Origin of the sequence: Cloacibacterium sp. TD35 (assembly GCF_028864635.1) — a bacterium.
GTDB lineage: Bacteria > Bacteroidota > Bacteroidia > Flavobacteriales > Weeksellaceae > Cloacibacterium.
The window spans coordinates 2475306-2495556 of record NZ_CP104850.1 but is presented as its reverse complement, the minus strand read 5'-3'; the positions used below and the strand labels follow the sequence as shown (position 1 = coordinate 2495556).

The window sequence follows — 20251 nt, the reverse complement described above, 5'->3', positions numbered from 1 at the left end:
ATTCTTATATTTGATACTATGTCAAAGATAGGAAGAAACCAACCTTGCCCTTGTGGAAGTGGGAAAAAATTCAAAAAATGTTGTATTAATAAGACAATACAACCCTCAAATATAAATTCAAATAGGAAAAATAGTTTTGAGGAATTTGTTAAAAATAATAAATCAACTTCTTTGTTGAAGTTTTTCTCATTACTTCAAGTTTTACCTGAAAATCACGGAAAAATCATTAGGTTGGAGGACATTCAGACAACTATCATTTCAAACCTCAATAACTCACAATCTAACATTGACCTATCAATTTTAAAAAAAATTGTTGATAAAAATTTTCCTGATGATTATAGAGAAGACCCTCCCGAAAATTGTTTTACCGAAAATATAATGTTTCACAATGGTAACAATGTTGTTTTCACAGGAATAAATCACAATGCAACCGAAATAATTCAAAATCTTATTAGAGTAATTTTTCATACTCCAAACAATCTCAATGAAGAACTGAAAAATTATGTTAGTGATGGTTTATTATTTATGTTGCTAATTCATAGTGAAATAGCGAAAAATTTGGGGTTTTCAAGAAATATGTCAGGTATTAGTTTGGAAAACAATATTACGTTTCCATCCAATGAATTATTACATTACACTCAACTTTTTGAGTTTCCCGAAAAAATGATTTTGGATTTGTTCAAAAAACTTGGAATTAATAAAGATATTATTAATGACTTTCTATGTGATATTAATTTGATTAAAGAAAATCAAAATAGCGAAATTCCGCTCTTATGCTACAAACCATTTATTAAAGTAAGCGATACATATTTTCTTGTTCTTCCAAGTAGCGAACTTTATGCGATAAATAATTTCATTGTAGAAAAGTTTAAACAATTTGGTGAACTTGACAATCTAATCAGTTTTTTTGATAAGTTTTCAATTTTTGAATTTAAAAAGTTATTTATTGGGATTGGATGGGAGCAAAACCAAGAGTTTTCATTAGATGTTGAACAATCATTATGGAAATTTGATGAAAACAAATATGCATTCATTCATTATTTGGGAACAAATGATTTTAATAATTCGCTGAAACTTCAAAAGAAAATTAATGATAAAGTTCAAGAGATAAAAAATGTCTTGCCACCACACGCAGAAATTCTAATGTTATTTGTTTACAGTCAAATATCAATGATTGAGATGTTTGCGATTAGAACTTTTGATGTCAAGGCAGCGAAATATCAATCAGCACTAAGTCTAATTGATTTTGAAAGAATTATTCAAAACTATAATATTGATAAACTTTCTCTCTGGAAGTTGTTTAAGGCAAAAGAAAGAGCAAGAGAGAAAGGTTTGTATTTATTTGCAACACCTGCTCATAGCATAATTACTGATTTTGAATGGTATAACAAACAAGGAGAAACATTTTTACACCCTGATGAAAAGTATGATTTTGTTAATTTTAGTTTTGATGTTCAAGGAAATGCGGCAATAAAATCCATTCAAAAAAAGGACATTCATTTAGTAAATTACATTAATGAAGATAAAACAAAAGGTTTTCTTCCAGTAATTAAGTCTGAAATTTATGCTCCAATTTATTTGTCTGAAGAAATATTTTTCGGAAAATATAGATTGGTTTTAGAAAAATATAATTTTCCATTATGGATAACCTTTGAAAATAAATATAGAAAAATTGGCAGTTCATACGCTGAGGCAATTGCCTATTGGTTTAATCGAATTCATTATTTGCTAAATCCTCTCACTAAAAATTTTCACGAACCCATTGAAGTAATTTTGAGTTTTGAAGATAATTTTATTAATCTTTCAATAGAAGAATTTAGGAAAATAGAAAAAAACACTGTTTTGATTGATTATCAAATTGATAGTGATACAAACAGGATAAAATTAAAAATCCCAAATACTTTTTTTAATTTAACAAATAGAGATGATAATTCAAGTGAAATCTATTTGATTAGAGTATTGTTAGAGTCTTTAGGAAAATTATTTGTGAAAAAAACAAAAGTAAATATTTCTGCTGAAAATATTCAAACGATATTAGAGAGTATTCCTAATGACAATACTAAAATGTTACTTAGTGCTACTTCAGAACTAAAAATTGACTTGGATGAAAGGTACATTCCAAAGGTAAGATATATTCCAAAAGCAGATTGTTCAATTGTTTTAGAGGAATTAAAAAATTGGGTTCCAAATAAAATTCCTGAAAAAATTGATAATAAAAATGATAAAGTTAAGCTATGTGATTTAATTATATCAAGTCTAATAAAAAAAATCAGAGAAGAATTACAAAATTATAATTGCTTTGAGGTTTTAGAATATTTGATGCTGAGATACGAATCGATATTAAATTTTAGAGCCTTTAGAAGTATAAAAGTTGTAACTCAATTAAAATGTTTTGGGGAATATAGAGATATATTAGAGGAATATCATAATTCTGATGTGCAAGCAGTTAGGCTTTCTCTTTCTTCAAGATGTTTAATTGAATTTGTTACTGCTGAACCTTATTTTGGAGAAAAGCCGATAAATGAGGATGATTTAGATTTTTTGTTAGCATTAATGGATGAGTTGACTTATTTTGGTACTGTCAGAGATTTAATTTTCTTTGATTTAGATAATCCAAAAGTTGGCTTGTTGGCATCTGGAAGAATTGGTGTAAGTAAAGAATTTTTTGATGATACAATGTCTAAATTCAATTTAGAAACACGTAAAGATGAATTAGGTCATTATGTAAAATCATTTAAATCAAACTATATAACTACAAAACAGAGAGAAAGGAATAATACCATTGAAAATGATAATGAAGATTATTATCAATTATTAGATTCAGCCTTTTTAAACGACTGGGGAATGACTTTGCCAAATATTGTTGGAGTTTTAAACTTCATAGCACATTATTGTTTGGAGAGTAAACGCTCATGTATGTTTATGAAAGAAGATGACTTCATATCACTTTTAAAAAATGAAATTAATATTTCAGAGGAAGAGGTTAAAAGCATTTATACATTATTAGTTTTGAATAGTAGAGGGAAATTTGATGAAAAAGTAAATGGTTATGAATATGCTGAAATAATACCTTGGAGATACAATAGAAGACTTTCATATCTATTAAAGCCAATATTAAGAATAAACGACAAAGTCAACAATAACTTTATAATCTGTTTTAGCGCAAGACATCTTTATATTGCTGGACAAAACCTTTTGGCAATATTTTTTGATGGAACATTAAAAGTAGATGATGATTGTAAGCGAATTAGGGAGTTTGTTAAAAGAAACTCCACTGAAAAAGGTGATGAATTCAGAGTAGAAGTGAGGGATTGGATTAGAGAAAATACAAATTTCTTTGTATTAGACTACGAATTTGATATTACTACTAAAATTGCAGATAAAAACTACGGAGATGTTGATGTTTTGGCTATTGATGAAAAACGAAAAATTTTATATTCTATAGAATGTAAGAATACAAAACAAGTTAAAATTATTTATGATTTTTGGAAAGACATTAAAAATTTTACAGAAAAACAACTTCCAAAACATATCAATAGGGAGAAATGGTTAATAAATAATCTATCAGTTGTTTCTCAAAAAATTAACAAGGATGTAAATGGATTTAAAGTAAAATCTATTATTGTTTCCTCGAGTGTTTTGCCTGTGAAATTTGTAGAAGATTATAAAGATATAACGTTTACAACACTTTCTCAATTAGTTTTAGATAATATTTTTCTAAATCAAAAATAAATTAGATATTCGCTTTGCAAGGTCGTGTAAGAGAATTTTGTAAAATCGGAACAAATTCGTAACTTTTAGTAAAAATAGAACCTCTGAATCTTGATTAATTCAGAGGTTTTTCGGTTAAGTTTAGTAGCCCGTAGGAATACACATTTGATTGGAATAGGAATATTAAAATTCTACTGATAAACTTCATGGAAAATTGTCTAAATTTCTTTGTATTCAGTTTTTAAGTTTCCATTTCTGCATTTGTATAAAAAATGTGAATTTGTTTATTAATATTTTTTATTATCATATTAATTTTGATTAATTTTATACAAAAATTAATATTCATTATAAAACAAAAAAATACATGTTACAAAACTACTTAAACGCAAATCTACTTTTATTAACCGATGATGGAGATTTCAAAAAATTAAAAAAGTCAGCCGACGAAATAGCTAAAAAATTGGTAAAAAATAAAGCTAAAATAGTGTCATATACATTATCGGCAATTGACCCCGATGTATCCGTTGATAATACTGACATGCTAGAAGTCAAAGAGATTATAATTAAGAATTGGAGTACCTTTTCAACAAATGCAAAAGATACACCACTAACCTATATTAGAGCGGTTATATTAGAAGCACTAAATAGCATAAGTAATGATGTTAATCACTCACTACTTATTTGGTTTGCGAGTAGAAATATTTTACAGTATTATAAGCTAATTGGCAAAGAAAAAGAAATTGTATTAGAATTTCTTGCAAAGCTAGGCGACAATATCAATAGAAAGGCTAATCAAGAATGGTCGTTGTTAGGAAATCATTCGTTATCAAAAATTGATATAGACTTAAAGGAGGTAACTAAATATCTTATCAATGACGATACACTTATAAAATACTTGGAAGATGCTGTAGGTCCTCAAAATAAAAACGGTTCAGCAAATTTTGATTCTCCAAATCCCAATTGGCCTAATTCTGCTCCAAGTTGGGCCTACGAATTTCCATCAAGAGCGGCAAAAGGTGTTAAAGCTGTTATCGATCCTTGTCTGAGAGCAATTGTAACGATTACGAATGAAAATAAAAACACAATTCAAAACAGCTTAACTATAGCGTTAGAACAAATACAGGAGTATGCTTCAAGTAGTAACAAATCTTTACAGTTACGATCTGAGCTCTTGTGGTGGAAAGAGGCTAAATATTCATCTTCAATGGAACGAAGTTATGAAGAGTTGGATAAAAATATCTTGGAAATAGTATTGGCTTATGATTATTCAACCTTTATTCCTGTGATTTACCCAAAAAGCGTCGACTTCTTTTTGAAAGAAACTTATAAAGGACTCAAAAAAAGTACAGGGGAAGAATTAACTCTTGAAGACTTTCTTAAAACGGTTCAGCATCATAAGGAGGAATTGAAATACATATTTCCAGAAGAGGAAGCATTAGCTGACAAATCAACATTGCTGAACTTCATCAACGGGCTTATATGGAATAAACATCAGTTAGCTCAATTTGAAGAGCTTGTAGGGATACCATTAAATATAAAACTAGCTCCAAATGAGTTGACGACTTGGTTATTCCATGACTTTCAATTAGTAAAAATTCTAAAAATAAAGTAGTATGACAGGAAAATGTTCAAATCCTGATTGTGTTGCACCAATAAGTTGTCATGAAGGAAAAGGAGAGCCTACTGAATGTGAGTTCTGGTTGAAGTCAAATGCCTCCCGATCCAAAATCAAAACGGTTCCCAAAAAAGAGAAAAAATCCGATTTGCCATGGACAGGGGACGCTTTGACTGTAGACGAATTGCCAAAAGTAACCTATAGAAATTCACCTGTGATTATTGGCATCATAGGAAAAGCTGATGCGGGGAAGACAACTTATCTCGCTATGCTCTTTACATTACTTCTTAGAGGAATAAAACTTAAAGAATTTGATTTTTGTGGCACGAAAACGATAAAAGCATGGGATGAGTTATATCAAAAATTAAAGGTTCAACAAGAAGGCGTTACATTTCCTGATCCTACTCCTGCCCAATACATCCGTTTATTACATTTGGCATTACGAAATCATTCTAAAAAATTAAAGGACATTTTAATTTCTGACGCATCTGGTGAGGTTTTTTCTATTTGGTCAAAAAATAGAAATGATGTAAACGCAGAGAATGCAAGATGGGTTTATGAACATTCAAATGCTTTTATACTCTTTATTGATTGTGATGATTTGATTAATAGAAAGGCTCTAGCAAAGACTGACATCGTGGATATGGCACAAATGTTAAAACACGATTTAGGAAACAGACCCGTTATTGCTGTTTGGTCAAAAAGTGATAAAAAAGAAGAAGTGCATCCTGTAATTCGAGAAAAGCTACAAGGAGAACTGAAAGAGCTTTTTGAAAACTACAAAGAGATAGATATCAGTAATTTTTCCTCAGATGACCCTGATGTACTAGTTCACAAGAACAATATTTCTGTACTAGATTGGCTACTTTCAAGAGTGTTTACTGTTAGCAAGTCTGAGATTCTAATTGAAAATGATAGCAAGATAAATGACATTTTCTTAAATTATAAAAGCACATAAATGGGTACATCTATATTACTTATCGGAAAACCGCATTCATCCAAAACGGTATTCCTTTCACAATTTTACTCAAAATTGCAAAAAAATAAGAGTAAGTTGAAGCTTTATAAATCAGTGGATGATTTATCTCCTATTACCGAGGCAAGAGAAGCATTAGCGTTAGGAGAAGAACCTCAGACCACTCCATCTGAAAAAAGTGTAAATTTTTACTTGCCTATTCAGGTAGCAGAAAAGCAAGTTGATTTAAAATGTCCCGAATATGGAGGAGAACAGGTTTTAAGTATTGTTGAGAATCGGGAGTTGAATAAGGAATGGACAACTTCCATACAGGAAAGTAACAGTTGGATTTTGTTTATCAGGTTAAATAATGTAAACAAGTCTTTAGATATCAGTGATGTTACCTATTCTGAACAACATCATAAAAATGCGAAAGAACCGGTTTCTGAAACCGAGTATAAAATATCGGATCAAAGCTTTTTTATCGAATTATTACAAATCCTTTTACATGCTAAAGGAACAGACTACCATAAGGTAAATGATAAGCAGAAGTTGACCATTGTCTTAACCTGCTGGGATGAAATGAATACAGAAGAAAAGCCTTATAATGTATTGCAATCTAAATTACCACTCTTACTAAACTTCTTGGAGTCTAACTGGGATAAAAATTATATGAACATAGTTGGTCTTTCTGCTCAAGGGTTTTCTCTGACTACACCGGAGAACAAAGAAAAATATCAGATTGAGGGACCCGAAGAATTTGGATATTTAGTATTACCTGATGGCGCTCAAACAAATGACATTACAGAACTAATAGAACAGGCATTATTGTGAAAGTAATAATACATCAATCCATTTGCGGAGAAGTGAATAAAGCATGGGGTTTAATAAAAACCACTTTGCCGGATGTTAGTATTGCTAAGAGTATTGCCTTTAGAACCGATTTACAAGATCAAACTAGTGGTGTCAATTGGGAGCCTGCGATTCGTGGATTTTTAGAAGGAGACTTCTTCCTGATTATGAAGACCTTTGAGGATACATCTCCTGATGTACGAAGAGGCAGGAAATTTTCTCATGTTCTGATGATACCAAAAAAAGAAATAGTAGGAATAGATAACATAAAACAGATTATAAACCTGTTACCCCAAGAAATAAATAAGAATACGGATCTGGAACCGATTTCAATAGAAATATCCTCAAGTAATGCCGTCAGTATAGCGGATGCGATTCGGGGGAAATTCAATAAACTCATTAATGGCTATCTTAACATAAAAACCTATAAAAATACATTAATCTGGATTGGGCAGGAAGGCTTCGATACAGCGGTTATAGAGCTGTGGAAACGTCTAACCGTTATTGAACGACAAAGTTTTCATTTTGGGATTGCATTCAATAATGACCATAAAGAAGCTCACAATATAAGTTTAATCGCAGTACCTGAAAGTGTTCAAAGTAAGTTTGTCAAATCAGACTTCTTTATTATAAGAAAGAACGATAACCACGAACCTACTGAGTTAATTGAACAATTATTAATTGGTGATGAGTCCGTCCAAAAACGTATCAGTAGTTTCGAGAAAACGATTGGATCAAAGCCGCTTTCGAGAGATGATATCACCATAATAGCAAAAGGCATTGATACATTTGAACAAGTAGATAGTGTAAAAGATCTTAAAAAACTAAATACTCTTTCACATATTGTAGCACAATATGCGCCTTCGGATGAACAAGGTACAGATTTTAAGGAACGATTATTAAATAAGATTATTCAATTATCAGAATCAGTTAACTTCTCTGACCTTATTGTGTTAAGAAATTTCAAAACAGAGAGCTTTAAGAGCTCAAAAAAAACTTTATCTACAACATTAGTAGGTTGGATAAAGAAACATATTTTTTCAAATGATAATAAATCAATTGGCTATACCTCATTTTTCACGCAGCTAAAAAAGAGTAATCCGAATTGGTGGGATAAAGTAATAATACAAGAACTTAAATCCTTTTTAGGAACCGCTCAAGTTTCCAAGATTGCTACTGTCTACGTTTGGTTAATGGAATCACCATTTATTCTGTCTATAATTAAATCTTTTATCGATAAATCCAAAAATGCTGAAAGCTGTTTTATTGAAAAATTACCTAAAAAAATTTCAAAGGAACTAATTGAAGAATTACAAGGATTCTCGATTAGCAATAATTGGTTAAGGTTATACGCTCATCTATTGGATAGGCAATTTGAATTAGGGACTGCTTTAACAGAACTATTCAAAATTGATCAGGATGAAAACTATTTTGAAGCTATTGTGGCAATCATATCAGGAAAAGATGATAACTCGGTTATTGATTATGCAGTTGATACTGGTGAATCTAGAATGATTAAATTTGCTGGTAAATCTTGCCACAATGCACCTAAACATCTTAAGAAAATGGATGTCTTAAATGTCAATTGGCAGCTAATTTGGGCAGAGGCTATTGAAAATGGAAATGATATAGGCGCAGGATTAAAAGAGCCTGAAAAAGAAATATATAAATTGTTTGACCATCTTATTGGTGGCAATTCGGTTTCTGAAAGACTTATTGATAAAATTTCCCGCTCCGAATTTGGAAATCTACTATTGTATCCTAATAGGGCTATTTTATGGGGTAAACTACCTTTATCTGTAAAAGACAATTTCTTAAATAAAACATCTTCTACATTACTTGAACAACTCAGTAAAAATTCAACCATTGAGATACCGGACGATACTGTTTTGTTAGATCATATTAGTAGAAAGGGTGTTTTCGACTTCTTATATTACAATAGAAATAATATAAAATCAGTAATCCCAGTATTTGAAAAATTTTCTCAACTAAGTGACAATAACCTTCGGGATTATCTAAGTAATTTCTCAGGACAAATTGATGCTATTGATGCCACTCGATTGGGGAAATTCATAGCAGTTAGGTATTTTTCTAATTCTGCATATACGATTAATTCCAAAGCTTCAAAAACCAATAATTGGAAGTATGCATTAGCAGAATGTCATCATCTTATGGATTTTATAACTAAAGGAATTTTATCATTTTCAGGGATTTTGTCCACGGTCAAAATTAGTACCGATCAATGGTGGCAAAGTGCAGAGGAATTAATCATCGAATTATATCCAAATGGAACTTCATTAACAACCATTTGGAAAAAGGCGGGGGGAAAAGAATCTGATCTACTCGCAAAAGGAACATCAAGCGAAATTTGGAGTGATGTGTTTTATAAATTACGTAAGGAGCACTTCAAAGGAATAACAATGAATAATTTACTTAAAGAAGTAAAAAAACAATATGGGGAAAACCAGAAGTTTAAAATCATATATGATTTGCGAAAAAACTTTATAAAAACATAACCGATTATGGGTCTAAAAGAATTATACAAAGGAACAAAACTCATTGAAACCATAGAGAATTATGCTTTAGCTGAAGAAGTAAACTCTCTAAATGAGAATATTTCAAATGATGAAAGTTTTTGGTTCTCTAATGATGAAGAGTTTTGGAGAAACGTAATTACTGATCCCACTAAATATTGGAATCAAAAAATTGACTTATACGATTTTGTAGTTTCTGATTGGGTTGCTCGTGTTCCCGGGCTTTATTGGACTTCATCATCAGAACAAATCAGGCAGCATAAGAAAGAGGATATCGCTTTAAAAAGTAAGCAGTGGATAGAGTTTTACCCTCCAGGAAAATCTAAAAAAGTGATGGGAGGTGTAGGTACATTATTATTACCACCGACTGACGAAGGAAAAATATTACTATCAGTTAGTGCTGGTTGTAATGCATCAACCGGGATTCCTTTGTTATGCTTCCCTGAAGTTTACGATCATTTGAAAATCAAGCAAGGAGATTGCGTTATGATTAGAGGTGCTAAATGGCTACCAATGGATATGCGCTGGGCATCAAAATTTGCTTCAACCAAAGATATACCAAGAGGATATTTGGTAATTGATTCTATTGATAAAATCCGAGTGTTAGACAGAAACTATCCTGTCGCTTATCATCCTTTTTCTTTAATGGAATACGAATATCAAGATAGTCTTTTTTATGACTTTGTATATGTAACGGCAGATAGTAAAGTGAAAAACGTTAATAGTGAAATTGAACATTTCTTTAAAGAATATGCAAAGAAAGAAGGACGAAACGGTGAATACCTTTTAAATCCCAATATAGTAAACCCAATTTTTGAATCTAGGTATTCATGTCCATCAGAATTATCGAGTACTTCTGAAAAGGCAAAACTAAACTTACTGTATGAGAGAATTCGTAAAACATATTTCAAGGATCAATCGGTAGAAGTGTTAATGATAAAGCTTCCGCAATATTATCAATCTAGTGTATCAGTTAGAACTTTGGCAAAAAAAATTGGAGTGAATGTTTCATTATTGGTAGAAGACTCGGCAGTCAATATGTCTTTCCAACTTATTGATTTGTGTATCAAAAAAGAAATAGTAGAAAACCTTGTTGATAGAGTAACAGTAGATTATCCACAAATATTTATATAAAATGGCTTGGACAAAAAAACTTACACAATTAAATGATGTTTTAAGTGATTTGGTTCCTAACAAGGATGGAATCACAAAATATGTAAAAGCTGCAGGGCTGAAACCACAACATATAAATGAAAGTGGTAACGCTATGGACGTTTGGAGCAATGTTCTAAGTGAAGCAGAGAAGAACAGTAAAGTTGATGAATTAGTAAAATCTGTATTAGATACCTATCCAGATAATCAATTTCTAAAATCAGCATTATTTGAAAAAGAAATTGATTTTTCGGTAGCTCCCGATATTGACGACACCTCAGATTGGCAGGATGTTTCAGAAGAAACATTAGAAGTTCTGACAATGGGACAAAGCACATTGTTGCCTGTAAATTTTCTAGCGAAAGGAGTACAAAGAAGTAAATCAGTAGGAAAAGTTGAAATCAAAATTGGTAGTAACAGATATAGTGTAGGTACTGGGTTTTTATTCAAAATAAAGGGAATAGAAGATTTGTTTTTTATCACAAATTATCATGTAATCAATGATAAAAATTACATAGAACGAACAAGAATTATTTTCGATTATGAGCTTGATATTGAAGGAAACACGGTTCCATCAAGAAGTTTCAAAATCGATGAAACTGGACCGTGGTATTGTTCTGAAATAAAAGAGAATGATGCGACAATCTTCAAATTGATTGATGAGCATAATACACTTGCTGAATATGGTTGGATTGAACTAAAAGAAATTGAAATAGCACAGAATGATTTTGTAAATATTATTCAACATCCTGAAGGAAAAATGAAGCAAATTTCACTTTACCATAACATTGTCACAAATACCAATGAAAGAATTGTTCAATACCTTACAGATACATTAAAAGGATCATCAGGTTCGCCTGTGTTTAACTCTGATTGGGAAGTTGTTGCATTACACCATAGTGGTGGTGGAAGTAAGCCAGAGGAGCCAGAATTGCCAAAAGGAATTAAGTCTCGGAATGAAGGTATTTTAATTAATAAAATTATTCAATTTGTAAAAGACAACCATAAAAACTGAATTTATGATAAGTGAAAAATTATTTCAAGGCTATGATGAAAAATTCATCTCAAATCAAACAGTGCCTTTACCCAACCTTAGCTCAGAACAAAATGATGATTTGGTTTTAGATGATGAAGGTAATAAAGTTATAAAATATATCAATTACAGCTTACAACAATCTGCATCTCATAAGTTTCCATTCTACACAGCAACAAATATTGATGGAATTCAATTTAAGAAAGTTCCAAGAAAGGATAATTGGCGAAAAGATACAAGATTATCCCAAGAGTTTCAATGGGGTAAAGAACTCTACAGTGCACCAAAAAGTGATTTTGACAAAGGTCATATGACTAAACGGGAAGACGTACAATGGGGAGAAACTTCTGGGATAGCGTTAAATGCAGCTAACTCAACATTTTATTATACGAATGCGGTTCCACAGCACAAAGATTTAAATAGAGATATATGGCGAAGTTTAGAGGATTACATACTCCATACTGAAACAAAGCAAAATGAATTACGTATTTGTGTTTTTACAGGTCCAGTTTTATTAAGTTCAAATCCATATTTTGTAACACCTATAAATGGTAAACAAATACAAATCCCTTCTCTATTTTGGAAAGTTGTTATTTTTCAAAAAGAAGATGGAAATCTTTACAGGGTTGGATTTATGATGAGCCAAAATAAATTGCTTCAAGAAAATCATATTATAGAAGAATTAGAATCAGAAGATCAAATTTTTAACCAATTTAAAGATGCAGGCACTTATCAAGTTAACGTATCTTTGATTGAAGAAATGACAGGTTTAGAAATTCCTAATGCAATTGATTCATATAATGACACGAGAAATAAGAAACTAGTTTTAAAAGAGATAGATATTGATCCAGAATTGGAAAGTGATTCAATTGAATATCAATTGGGTTTTATAATTGAAAATCTAAACCTTTAGAGTATCTATTCAGAATAAAAATATAAAGATTTTCATTTTAGGGTCATTATCACATTGCTAAAACAATAATCACAAATATAGTAATCTGGATTTTTCATTTCTCTAAAAGTTAATGCTCAAAATTAATTAATTTGATAGGGGTAAATAAAATTATAGCTATTATTTCATTTTACAAATAATTATGATTGATTGTTTGTTACGAATTGTACAATTTTTTTAAATGTAAAAATTATTACATCAATATTTCACATAAAAAAACATTTTATATCTTTGCTATAGTGCAAAGTAAAAGGGAAATATCAATTTTACAATACTTTTTAATTTGTTGCACTTATGTTGTACCAATGAAATAAAAAAAGCCCAAAAACTATTTGTTTAAAGGCTCTATAGGGAATTTATTTTAACCTTGTCAAGGTTTCAAATTACTACTGTCTAGCAATTTATTTTATCATAATAGTGTTCAAACTTCAATCTTTTCTCCTAAACTAGTAATCAAAATTTAATACTAAACTTTCAAATCATAATTAATAAGAATACTTTTCTTAGAACTAATTAATGTGGTTTATGCAAAAATTAAGTAGAAAGATTTTATATTAATTTTAATAAGAAAAGTTACCATTAGGCAGGTTTAAGAAAAGAGGGAGAAGTGAATTTATATAAAATTAGATCTACTTATTTATTGTATAATAAATAAAAATTCATTAATTTTGTTTATACGATTTGAGTAAAATTGCTACATTTTAAAAGGTGGAATATTCGGTTACCTAAAAATTATTAAAATCTGAAATCTCCCACTATAAGGGGTTTAAAGAAAAAGCATATATTCCTGGAGTAAGAGATGTTTTTATTTTCAGTTGCTACACAGGTTTGGCTTATATAGACATTTTTAATTTAACCAAGGAAGATATTTCAAAAGGAGTAGATGGTAGTCTATGGATAATTACCAATCGCCAAAAAACAGGCTCTACTTCAAATGTTCCCTTGTTGCCAATTGCTGAAGAAATAATTGATAAATATGAAAATCATCCGATGGTTTCACAATCGGGAAAATTATTACCGGTGTATTCAAATCAGAAAGTAAATGAATACTTAAAAACAATAGCAGAAAATTGCAATATTAATAAGAAACTTACTTTTCACTGTGCAAGACACACTTTTGCAACCACAGTTACTTTATCTAATAATGTTCCCATAGAAAGCGTGAGTAAAATGTTAGGTCATAAAAGTATAAAAACTACACAACACTACGCAAAAATACTAGATTCAAAAGTCAGCAATGACATGAACATTTTAAGGGAAAAATTAGCAGTTAAGCAAGCAAAAATGAAGATTTCTTAATCTTCATTTTTTTTTGGAATATATAGTTTTAATATTTTTCCATATTCTAAATATTTTAACATCATATTAATTAATTTTTAAATAATTTTAAATAATTGATAGTGAATAATTAACGTTATAGCGTTATTTTTAACATAATTATTTATGAAACAGGTGTGTTAATAAGTGCTGAAATATTATATTTTTAGAGACATAAAAATTAATAAAACTAACACCTTGAAAACAAAATCTATTGAACTCTTAGCAGAGCTTAATGGACAAATAGAGTTTTTAGAATCCGAATTTGATAATGAAATCCTCAAAGCTGAAGAAGTTATCAGAATTATTCTGAAAACACTGGATAATCTAAAGAAAATTGTCACTAAGCACAGATTTAAGAGTAAAAATGAAGAAATCAATTTTTTTAAAACCATCAAACCACAATTCACCTCTAAACTTTATTATTACAATGCAGTTTTTAGAATGGCTTCACATAAGCCAATTGGAAGTACATTTATTATCAAATCATTTTATCAATCAGAACAAGAGAAAATAAAACTATTTTTTGACGAAAATCTAGATTTTTACAAATACTACAGAACCAATAGTTCTTATCTTGATGAAAAATATTTCCTCAGAGGAAATTATGATTTTAAAGTTAATTTAGACCATTATTTCTTTGAGTTAGACCCAAAATTTTCTACCTCTCATGATTATAAAATCGCCATGATTATGGCCTATGATTTATTGTCTATTTACATCGATAAGAAAATTCTGGAAACCGAGAAAATAAACACTCTCCAATCACAACGCAATCACAACTCGAAATTAAAATGGACAGGCTCAAAAGTCGCACTTATTGAACTAATTTACGCACTTCAAACCGAAGGAGTTTTCAATAACGGAGCTTCAGACCTCAAAGACATTGCAGAATATTTCCAGGAGATTTTCAATGTAGAATTAGGGCAATACAGACGTACTTTCTTGGAAATCAGAACCAGAAAAGAAGACAGAGCAAAATTTATTTCTTCCCTCAGAGATAAGCTCATATTCAGAATGGACGAATCTGACGAAAATTTCTATTAATTTTTATCACAACGCAATCCCCGTTGTGAATAAAACAGATTAAAACTATACAAATTTGCCATAAACAATTCCGGTGATGATGTCCATTGCCGGAATAATTAACCTAAACCTAAACCAATTATTATGGCATTAGAAATTATTACAAAAGAAGATCTTCAAGATTTCAAAAATGAATTATTTGAAGAACTAAAAAACCTATTCCCTTCAAAAACTCCACACCAACAGCAATGGATGCGTACTGCAGATGTTAAAGCCCTTCTTAAAATCTCATCTGGGACACTTCAAAACATGAGAATCAACGGCACGCTCAGATATTCCAAAATAGGAGGGACTTTATACTACAAATACCAAGACATCGAAAAGCTTTTACAGTCTAAAAATTAATCAATCACCAATCATCATGTCACGCTGAGCGGAGTCGAAGCGACCATCACCCATCATCCAACACCCAGCATTTAAAAAAATGAACTACATCCGTCACCTAACAGGATTTTACGAAAAAATCCATCAAGATAACCGACTAAATCCTACGCACATCAGTTTGTATTTGGCTTTATTTCAGTTCTGGAACCTCAACCACTTCCAGAACCCAATTAGCATTTCCCGAAACGAAATGATGAAACTCAGTAAAATTGCAGCTTTAGGTACTTATCACAAGTGTATCAAAGAGCTTCAAGAATTTGGTTATATAGAATATTTACCCTCGTTTAATCCGTATAAAGGCAGTTTGGTAAATCTTCACAATTTCGAAAATTCAGATGTTCAACAAATGAACAAGAACCGTATCAAAAAACAAACAAGTTCTGAACAAGCATTGAACCAGCACCATATCAAAATCGATACAGGTATTGAACAAGCATTGATACCTTCTATAAACTATATAAACTTATTAAACTATAAACATAATAGTATTACCACACCCGAGACCAGTTCAAATTTTAAACAAGCTTTTTTACCTGCAATTCCTTTCCAAGAAATTATCCCAAAATCACTATCCCCCAAAAGTGAAGAAAAAGAAAAGTTGCGCAAAAAGAAAAGCACACAGCTTTCGCCAATATCAACTCCCAAAATCCCACCTACCTTTGCTGAGGTTAAACTTTTTTTCGAATAAAAAGACACTCCGCTTTCCGAAGCCGAAAGATTTTTTGACCATTACGAATCCAATGGCTGGCTCGTTGGTGGAAAATCCAAAATGAAAAATTGGGAAGCAGCTGCACGCAATTGGCTCAAAAACTCCCAAAAATTCAATGATAATTTAAAACCACGTAGACTGAGCGGAGCAGAAGGCAAACCCAACAATCTACAAGCCACCACCAACAAAAGCTACAAAGAACCTCTCTAACCTCTACCTCAACCTCAACCTCAACCTCAACCTTTACCTATGAACTTCCCAACACCACCCATAGAAACACAATATGATTATTACAAAATCATTCCGGAATTCAAAAAATTTGCTTCCGAATTTATCGGAAAAGACTACCTCATTCCAGATGAAGAAAAACCCATTGTCTTCGCCACACTTGCTTGGATGCTCCAAGACGATTTAGTGGCCAAAGAAATGAACTTCGACCTCCGAAAAGGAATTCTCCTTTCTGGTCCTATTGGTTGCAGAAAAACAACCTTATTTAAGCTCATGCAAAAATTTACTGGCAATAAAAACAAATTTGGCATGGTCTCCACACGCCAAATCGTTTCAGAATTCATGCAGTCCGGCTATCAAGTACTGGAGAATTATTCTAAAGGAAACTTCACCCACGATGCTCGCAAAGCCAAAGTCTATTGCTTTGATGATTTAGGCATCGAAACCTCATCTAAGTATTACGGAAACGACTGCAACGTCATGGCAGAAATCCTCCTCACTCGCTATGATATTTTCAAAGAAAAAGGACTCATAACACACCTCACCACCAATTTATCAGCTGCAGAAATAGAATCTATCTACGGAAATAGGCTCCGCTCCCGAATTAGAGAAATGTTCAATCTTTTCGGCTATGATGAAAGCTCCACCGATAAAAGAACATGATTTATGTCATTGGAATTTAATTTGTTGTATTTTAATATGTTATGCTTTTATTTTGACTTTTTTTAAGAATTGAGAATAATTAATTTGTATCAAAAGAAATAATGTTTAAATTTACAATCGAAAAAAAACAAACCACGAAACACACGACGAAAAATTCATTTAACAAAACTGAATAAATGAATGGTGTAAACATGAGAAAAATTTATATATTAATAATATTTATTATTTATGTATTATCTATTACTTCAGATCCAATTTTAGGAGATAGCTTAGTTTTTACAGTTCAAGCATATAATGGGTTTGATATTGCAACAAATGCTACTAATCATTTTTTGTATTCAAATTTTCTTGCTTTAATACATAAAATCATTCCATTTACTAATCCACACTATCTATTTGTTTTTATAAGTATTATATTTTCCATAGGCTCACTCATTGTTATTAAAAAAATTCTATTATTATTTGATATATCAGATAAAATATCAAATGCCTTGATTTTGTTATTTGGTGTTTCATTTACTTATTGGCGCATATCAATAATAACAGAAGTCTATGCTTTTTATATGTTTTTTGTTGCCTTATTTCTGTATAATTCATTTAAATATTTAAAAATAAGAAAAATCAAATATTTCATTAAATTATCTTTTTTGTTGGGTATTTTATTCTTAATTCATATACAATCAATATTATTTTTACCTTTTTATTTTTTATTAATAATTGAAAATTATGAATCAAAAACAAAACAAACTTTATATGGAATAATTTTATTTTTATTTGTTGTCTGTATTCTTCTCATTCCAGTTTTTCTTGGAAAGCATAATTTTTTAGCTATTTTAAATGACAATGCTTATCAAGATTCCTTTTTTAATTTTAATCCTTACGTTATAGTAAAGTCTTTTATTAGAAATATGGGATTTCTTATTTATAATTTTTTATTCTTTTTGTATTTCATTTTTTTTGGATTTAGAAAAGTAAAATATAAAAAGTATATTTTATTCATTTTTATCCCTTTCTTGGTATTCATCTTGAAGCATAATGTGTCTGATAGCTATGTTTTTCATCTGGTTCCGTATATTTTTTTATTAATAGCTATGGGCAAAGGAATTGAGTCAACATTTCCAAATTTTAAAATTGTGGTTGTATTAATGGTCCCATTATTTTATTTTGTTACATATAAAATTTTAGAGAAAACTTCAATTGGAGAAAAAATAGATACAGAGATAGGCTTTAAAGGCGGGGTAAGATACTTTTTCTATCCTCCACTTAATGGAAACCCGGAAATTGAATCTTTTGTAAAAGCTTATCAACAAAAAAAATTAAAAAACATTGAAACATTTGATAGACAATACCAATTTGCTCTTGAATGGCTAAAAATAAAAAGAAATTTTAAAAATATAAATTCAAAATAATTATGAAAAAGATTTTAATTTCAACAACACTTTTTTTAAGTATTGTATATTCAGCTCAAACATGGAATACCACTGGAAACTCAGGTACAAATTCTACAACAAACTTTATTGGTACTACGGATAATCAAAGTATGTCTGTAAAAACCAACAATATTGAAAGATTAAAAATATCTAATACTGGAAGATTTATATTCCACAATTTTACTGGATTAGGAAAATCATATGATAAAAATTTATTTCTTGGTGGAGGAACTGATAATCCAACCACATACATGAATACAGTTTTGGGAATTAGTGCTCTAACAAACAATATAACTGGGAGTGGTAATACAGCAGTAGGAAACAACGCTATGAATACTTTAACTAATGGCGATTTTAATTCAGTTTATGGTTTAAATGCTATGTCAAGAGCAAATTCAGGATCTCTGAATTCTTCATATGGAATGAATAGTATGGAAGGAGCTGGAATATATAATGAAAATTCAAGTTTCGGACATATGTCTTTAAGAAGAGAATTTGCTACTTCTACAGATGTTGTTTCATTCAATTCTGCTTTTGGGAACAAAACATTAGGATATTTAAAAAACGGACAAAATAATGTTGCAATAGGATATAGAGCTTTAATGATTGAGTCAGGAAATGATAATATTGCAATTGGTGCCCATGCTGGAAGTAATTTATATAGTGGTACTAATAACATTTTAATTGGAAAAAGTGTAAATGCTTCTTCATCTTCAGTTAGCAATGAACTCAATATAGGCAATTGGATTTATGGACTAGATGGCAAAATCTCTATTGGTGGTAGAGCCACATTTACTTGTTCAGATTGTACAGATTATAGCTTATTTGTAAAAAATGGAATTAAGGCAGAAAAAGTAAAAGTAGATGTGGCTTCAGCAAATGGTTGGGCAGATTATGTATTTAATGAAAATTATAATCTCAAATCTTTAGAAGAAGTAGAAAAACATATTAATGAAAATGGTCATTTGCCTAATATTCCTTCGGCAAAAGAAGTGGTAGAAAATGGCATTAACGTAGCAGAAATGGACGCAAAACTTCTAGAGAAAATAGAAGAACTTACCCTTTATTCTATAGAACAAAATAAAAAGATTAAAGAGCAAAACGAACGGATCGAACGTCTAGAAAAAATGCTACTAGAATTAACTCCAACTCCTAAAAAATAATTTTATGAAAGCAAAAATACTTTCTGCTTTTTCTGTAGTGATAGGTTTTTTAGGTTTTTCACAAACCACTACAGAGATCTATTTTAAATATGATGAAGCGGGCAATCAAAGATATAGAGGCACTAACATAAGTGCAAGGCAAGCTGCACCGGATAAAACAAAAACCGTTACTTCTCAAAAAGAAGATGAAAAAGATAAAAAATTCTGGGAAGGCGTAAAAATTTATCCTGTTCCAGTAAAAGATATTCTTACACTAGAATGGACAGATGAAAACAATGAGCTCATAGAAAATGTTTCATTATATGAACATAATAGAGTAGATTTTGTTTTCCAACAGAAAAACATTCCTAATATCAATAAGCAAGTTCAGATTGATATGAGTAAAATGTATATGGGAGTTTATATATTAAGCTTCCAGTTAAAAGACGGAAAAGTTATTTCTAGAAATATAATTAAAGAATAATTTC

General features: G+C 30.4%; 16 protein-coding genes and 1 pseudogene. All 17 read left to right on the top strand.

All coding sequences use genetic code 11. From position 1 onward, the window contains the following. The first annotated feature begins 18 nt into the window (after positions 1-18). The 17 genes and pseudogenes from N7277_RS11460 to N7277_RS11380 all read left to right on the top strand — a co-directional run bounded on the left by N7277_RS11460 (position 19) and on the right by N7277_RS11380 (position 20247). Positions 19-3732, top strand: a complete 3714-nt coding sequence (locus N7277_RS11460; RefSeq protein WP_274779663.1) for a YecA family protein — start codon at positions 19-21, stop codon at positions 3730-3732. 343 nt (positions 3733-4075) lie between these two features. Next, positions 4076-5323: a GTPase-associated system all-helical protein GASH gene (locus tag N7277_RS11455; RefSeq protein ID WP_274779662.1), complete on the top strand. Its 1248-nt coding sequence runs from the start codon at positions 4076-4078 to the stop codon at positions 5321-5323. Position 5324: 1 nt separating this feature from the next. Next, positions 5325-6284: a TRAFAC clade GTPase domain-containing protein gene (locus tag N7277_RS11450; RefSeq protein WP_274779661.1), complete on the top strand. Its 960-nt coding sequence runs from the start codon at positions 5325-5327 to the stop codon at positions 6282-6284. Beyond that, entirely contained in the window at positions 6285-7115 is an 831-nt protein-coding gene (locus N7277_RS11445; protein ID WP_274779660.1) for a TRAFAC clade GTPase domain-containing protein, read from the top strand. Further along, on the top strand, positions 7112-9649 hold the full coding sequence (locus tag N7277_RS11440) for a GAP1-N1 domain-containing protein (RefSeq protein WP_274779659.1): 2538 nt from the start codon (positions 7112-7114) through the stop codon (positions 9647-9649). Before N7277_RS11445 ends, N7277_RS11440 begins: the two co-directional genes overlap by 4 nt. Before the next feature lie 6 nt (positions 9650-9655). Then, on the top strand, positions 9656-10801 hold the full coding sequence (locus N7277_RS11435) for a hypothetical protein (protein ID WP_274779658.1): 1146 nt from the start codon (positions 9656-9658) through the stop codon (positions 10799-10801). A 1-nt stretch (position 10802) separates the two neighbouring features. After that, positions 10803-11834, top strand: a complete 1032-nt coding sequence (locus tag N7277_RS11430; protein ID WP_274779657.1) for a trypsin-like peptidase domain-containing protein — start codon at positions 10803-10805, stop codon at positions 11832-11834. Positions 11835-11838: 4 nt separating this feature from the next. Next, positions 11839-12765, top strand: a complete 927-nt coding sequence (locus N7277_RS11425; protein WP_274779656.1) for a DNA/RNA non-specific endonuclease — start codon at positions 11839-11841, stop codon at positions 12763-12765. An 831-nt stretch (positions 12766-13596) separates the two neighbouring features. Beyond that, positions 13597-14103 (top strand): annotated as a pseudogene (locus N7277_RS11420) (site-specific integrase); the annotation flags it as partial. 216 nt (positions 14104-14319) lie between these two features. After that, on the top strand, positions 14320-15168 hold the full coding sequence (locus tag N7277_RS11415) for an RteC domain-containing protein (protein WP_274779655.1): 849 nt from the start codon (positions 14320-14322) through the stop codon (positions 15166-15168). A gap of 123 nt (positions 15169-15291) precedes the next feature. After that, positions 15292-15552 (top strand): helix-turn-helix domain-containing protein, encoded by a 261-nt coding sequence (locus N7277_RS11410; RefSeq protein ID WP_274779654.1) that lies wholly within the window; start codon positions 15292-15294, stop codon positions 15550-15552. Between the two features lie 79 nt (positions 15553-15631). Then, positions 15632-16279, top strand: a complete 648-nt coding sequence (locus tag N7277_RS11405) for a transcriptional regulator (protein WP_274779653.1) — start codon at positions 15632-15634, stop codon at positions 16277-16279. 81 nt (positions 16280-16360) lie between these two features. Then, entirely contained in the window at positions 16361-16510 is a 150-nt protein-coding gene (locus tag N7277_RS11400) for a hypothetical protein (RefSeq protein ID WP_274779652.1), read from the top strand. 39 nt (positions 16511-16549) lie between these two features. Continuing rightward, the gene (locus tag N7277_RS11395; RefSeq protein WP_274779651.1) at positions 16550-17191 is read left to right on the top strand and encodes an AAA family ATPase; all 642 of its coding nucleotides are present in this window, start codon (positions 16550-16552) and stop codon (positions 17189-17191) included. A 176-nt stretch (positions 17192-17367) separates the two neighbouring features. After that, positions 17368-18600 (top strand): protein O-mannosyl-transferase family, encoded by a 1233-nt coding sequence (locus N7277_RS11390; protein WP_274779650.1) that lies wholly within the window; start codon positions 17368-17370, stop codon positions 18598-18600. A 2-nt stretch (positions 18601-18602) separates the two neighbouring features. Next, positions 18603-19784: a hypothetical protein gene (locus N7277_RS11385; protein WP_274779649.1), complete on the top strand. Its 1182-nt coding sequence runs from the start codon at positions 18603-18605 to the stop codon at positions 19782-19784. Between the two features lie 4 nt (positions 19785-19788). Beyond that, entirely contained in the window at positions 19789-20247 is a 459-nt protein-coding gene (locus tag N7277_RS11380) for a T9SS type A sorting domain-containing protein (RefSeq protein ID WP_274779648.1), read from the top strand. The last annotated feature ends 4 nt before the right edge of the window (positions 20248-20251 follow it).

What these genes read in the sequence shown, in the direction of transcription:
- N7277_RS11435 (WP_274779658.1), top strand. Translation starts at nt 9,656, where the DNA reads ATGGGTCTAAAAGAATTATACAAAGGAACAAAACTCATTGAAACCATA.
- N7277_RS11430 (WP_274779657.1), top strand. Translation starts at nt 10,803, where the DNA reads ATGGCTTGGACAAAAAAACTTACACAATTAAATGATGTTTTAAGTGAT.
- N7277_RS11450 (WP_274779661.1), top strand. Translation starts at nt 5,325, where the DNA reads ATGACAGGAAAATGTTCAAATCCTGATTGTGTTGCACCAATAAGTTGT.
- N7277_RS11385 (WP_274779649.1), top strand. Translation starts at nt 18,603, where the DNA reads ATGAAAAAGATTTTAATTTCAACAACACTTTTTTTAAGTATTGTATAT.
- N7277_RS11395 (WP_274779651.1), top strand. Translation starts at nt 16,550, where the DNA reads ATGAACTTCCCAACACCACCCATAGAAACACAATATGATTATTACAAA.
- N7277_RS11400 (WP_274779652.1), top strand. Translation starts at nt 16,361, where the DNA reads ATGAAAAATTGGGAAGCAGCTGCACGCAATTGGCTCAAAAACTCCCAA.
- N7277_RS11410 (WP_274779654.1), top strand. Translation starts at nt 15,292, where the DNA reads ATGGCATTAGAAATTATTACAAAAGAAGATCTTCAAGATTTCAAAAAT.
- N7277_RS11390 (WP_274779650.1), top strand. Translation starts at nt 17,368, where the DNA reads ATGAATGGTGTAAACATGAGAAAAATTTATATATTAATAATATTTATT.
- N7277_RS11380 (WP_274779648.1), top strand. Translation starts at nt 19,789, where the DNA reads ATGAAAGCAAAAATACTTTCTGCTTTTTCTGTAGTGATAGGTTTTTTA.
- N7277_RS11405 (WP_274779653.1), top strand. Translation starts at nt 15,632, where the DNA reads ATGAACTACATCCGTCACCTAACAGGATTTTACGAAAAAATCCATCAA.
- N7277_RS11455 (WP_274779662.1), top strand. Translation starts at nt 4,076, where the DNA reads ATGTTACAAAACTACTTAAACGCAAATCTACTTTTATTAACCGATGAT.
- N7277_RS11445 (WP_274779660.1), top strand. Translation starts at nt 6,285, where the DNA reads ATGGGTACATCTATATTACTTATCGGAAAACCGCATTCATCCAAAACG.
- N7277_RS11460 (WP_274779663.1), top strand. Translation starts at nt 19, where the DNA reads ATGTCAAAGATAGGAAGAAACCAACCTTGCCCTTGTGGAAGTGGGAAA.
- N7277_RS11425 (WP_274779656.1), top strand. Translation starts at nt 11,839, where the DNA reads ATGATAAGTGAAAAATTATTTCAAGGCTATGATGAAAAATTCATCTCA.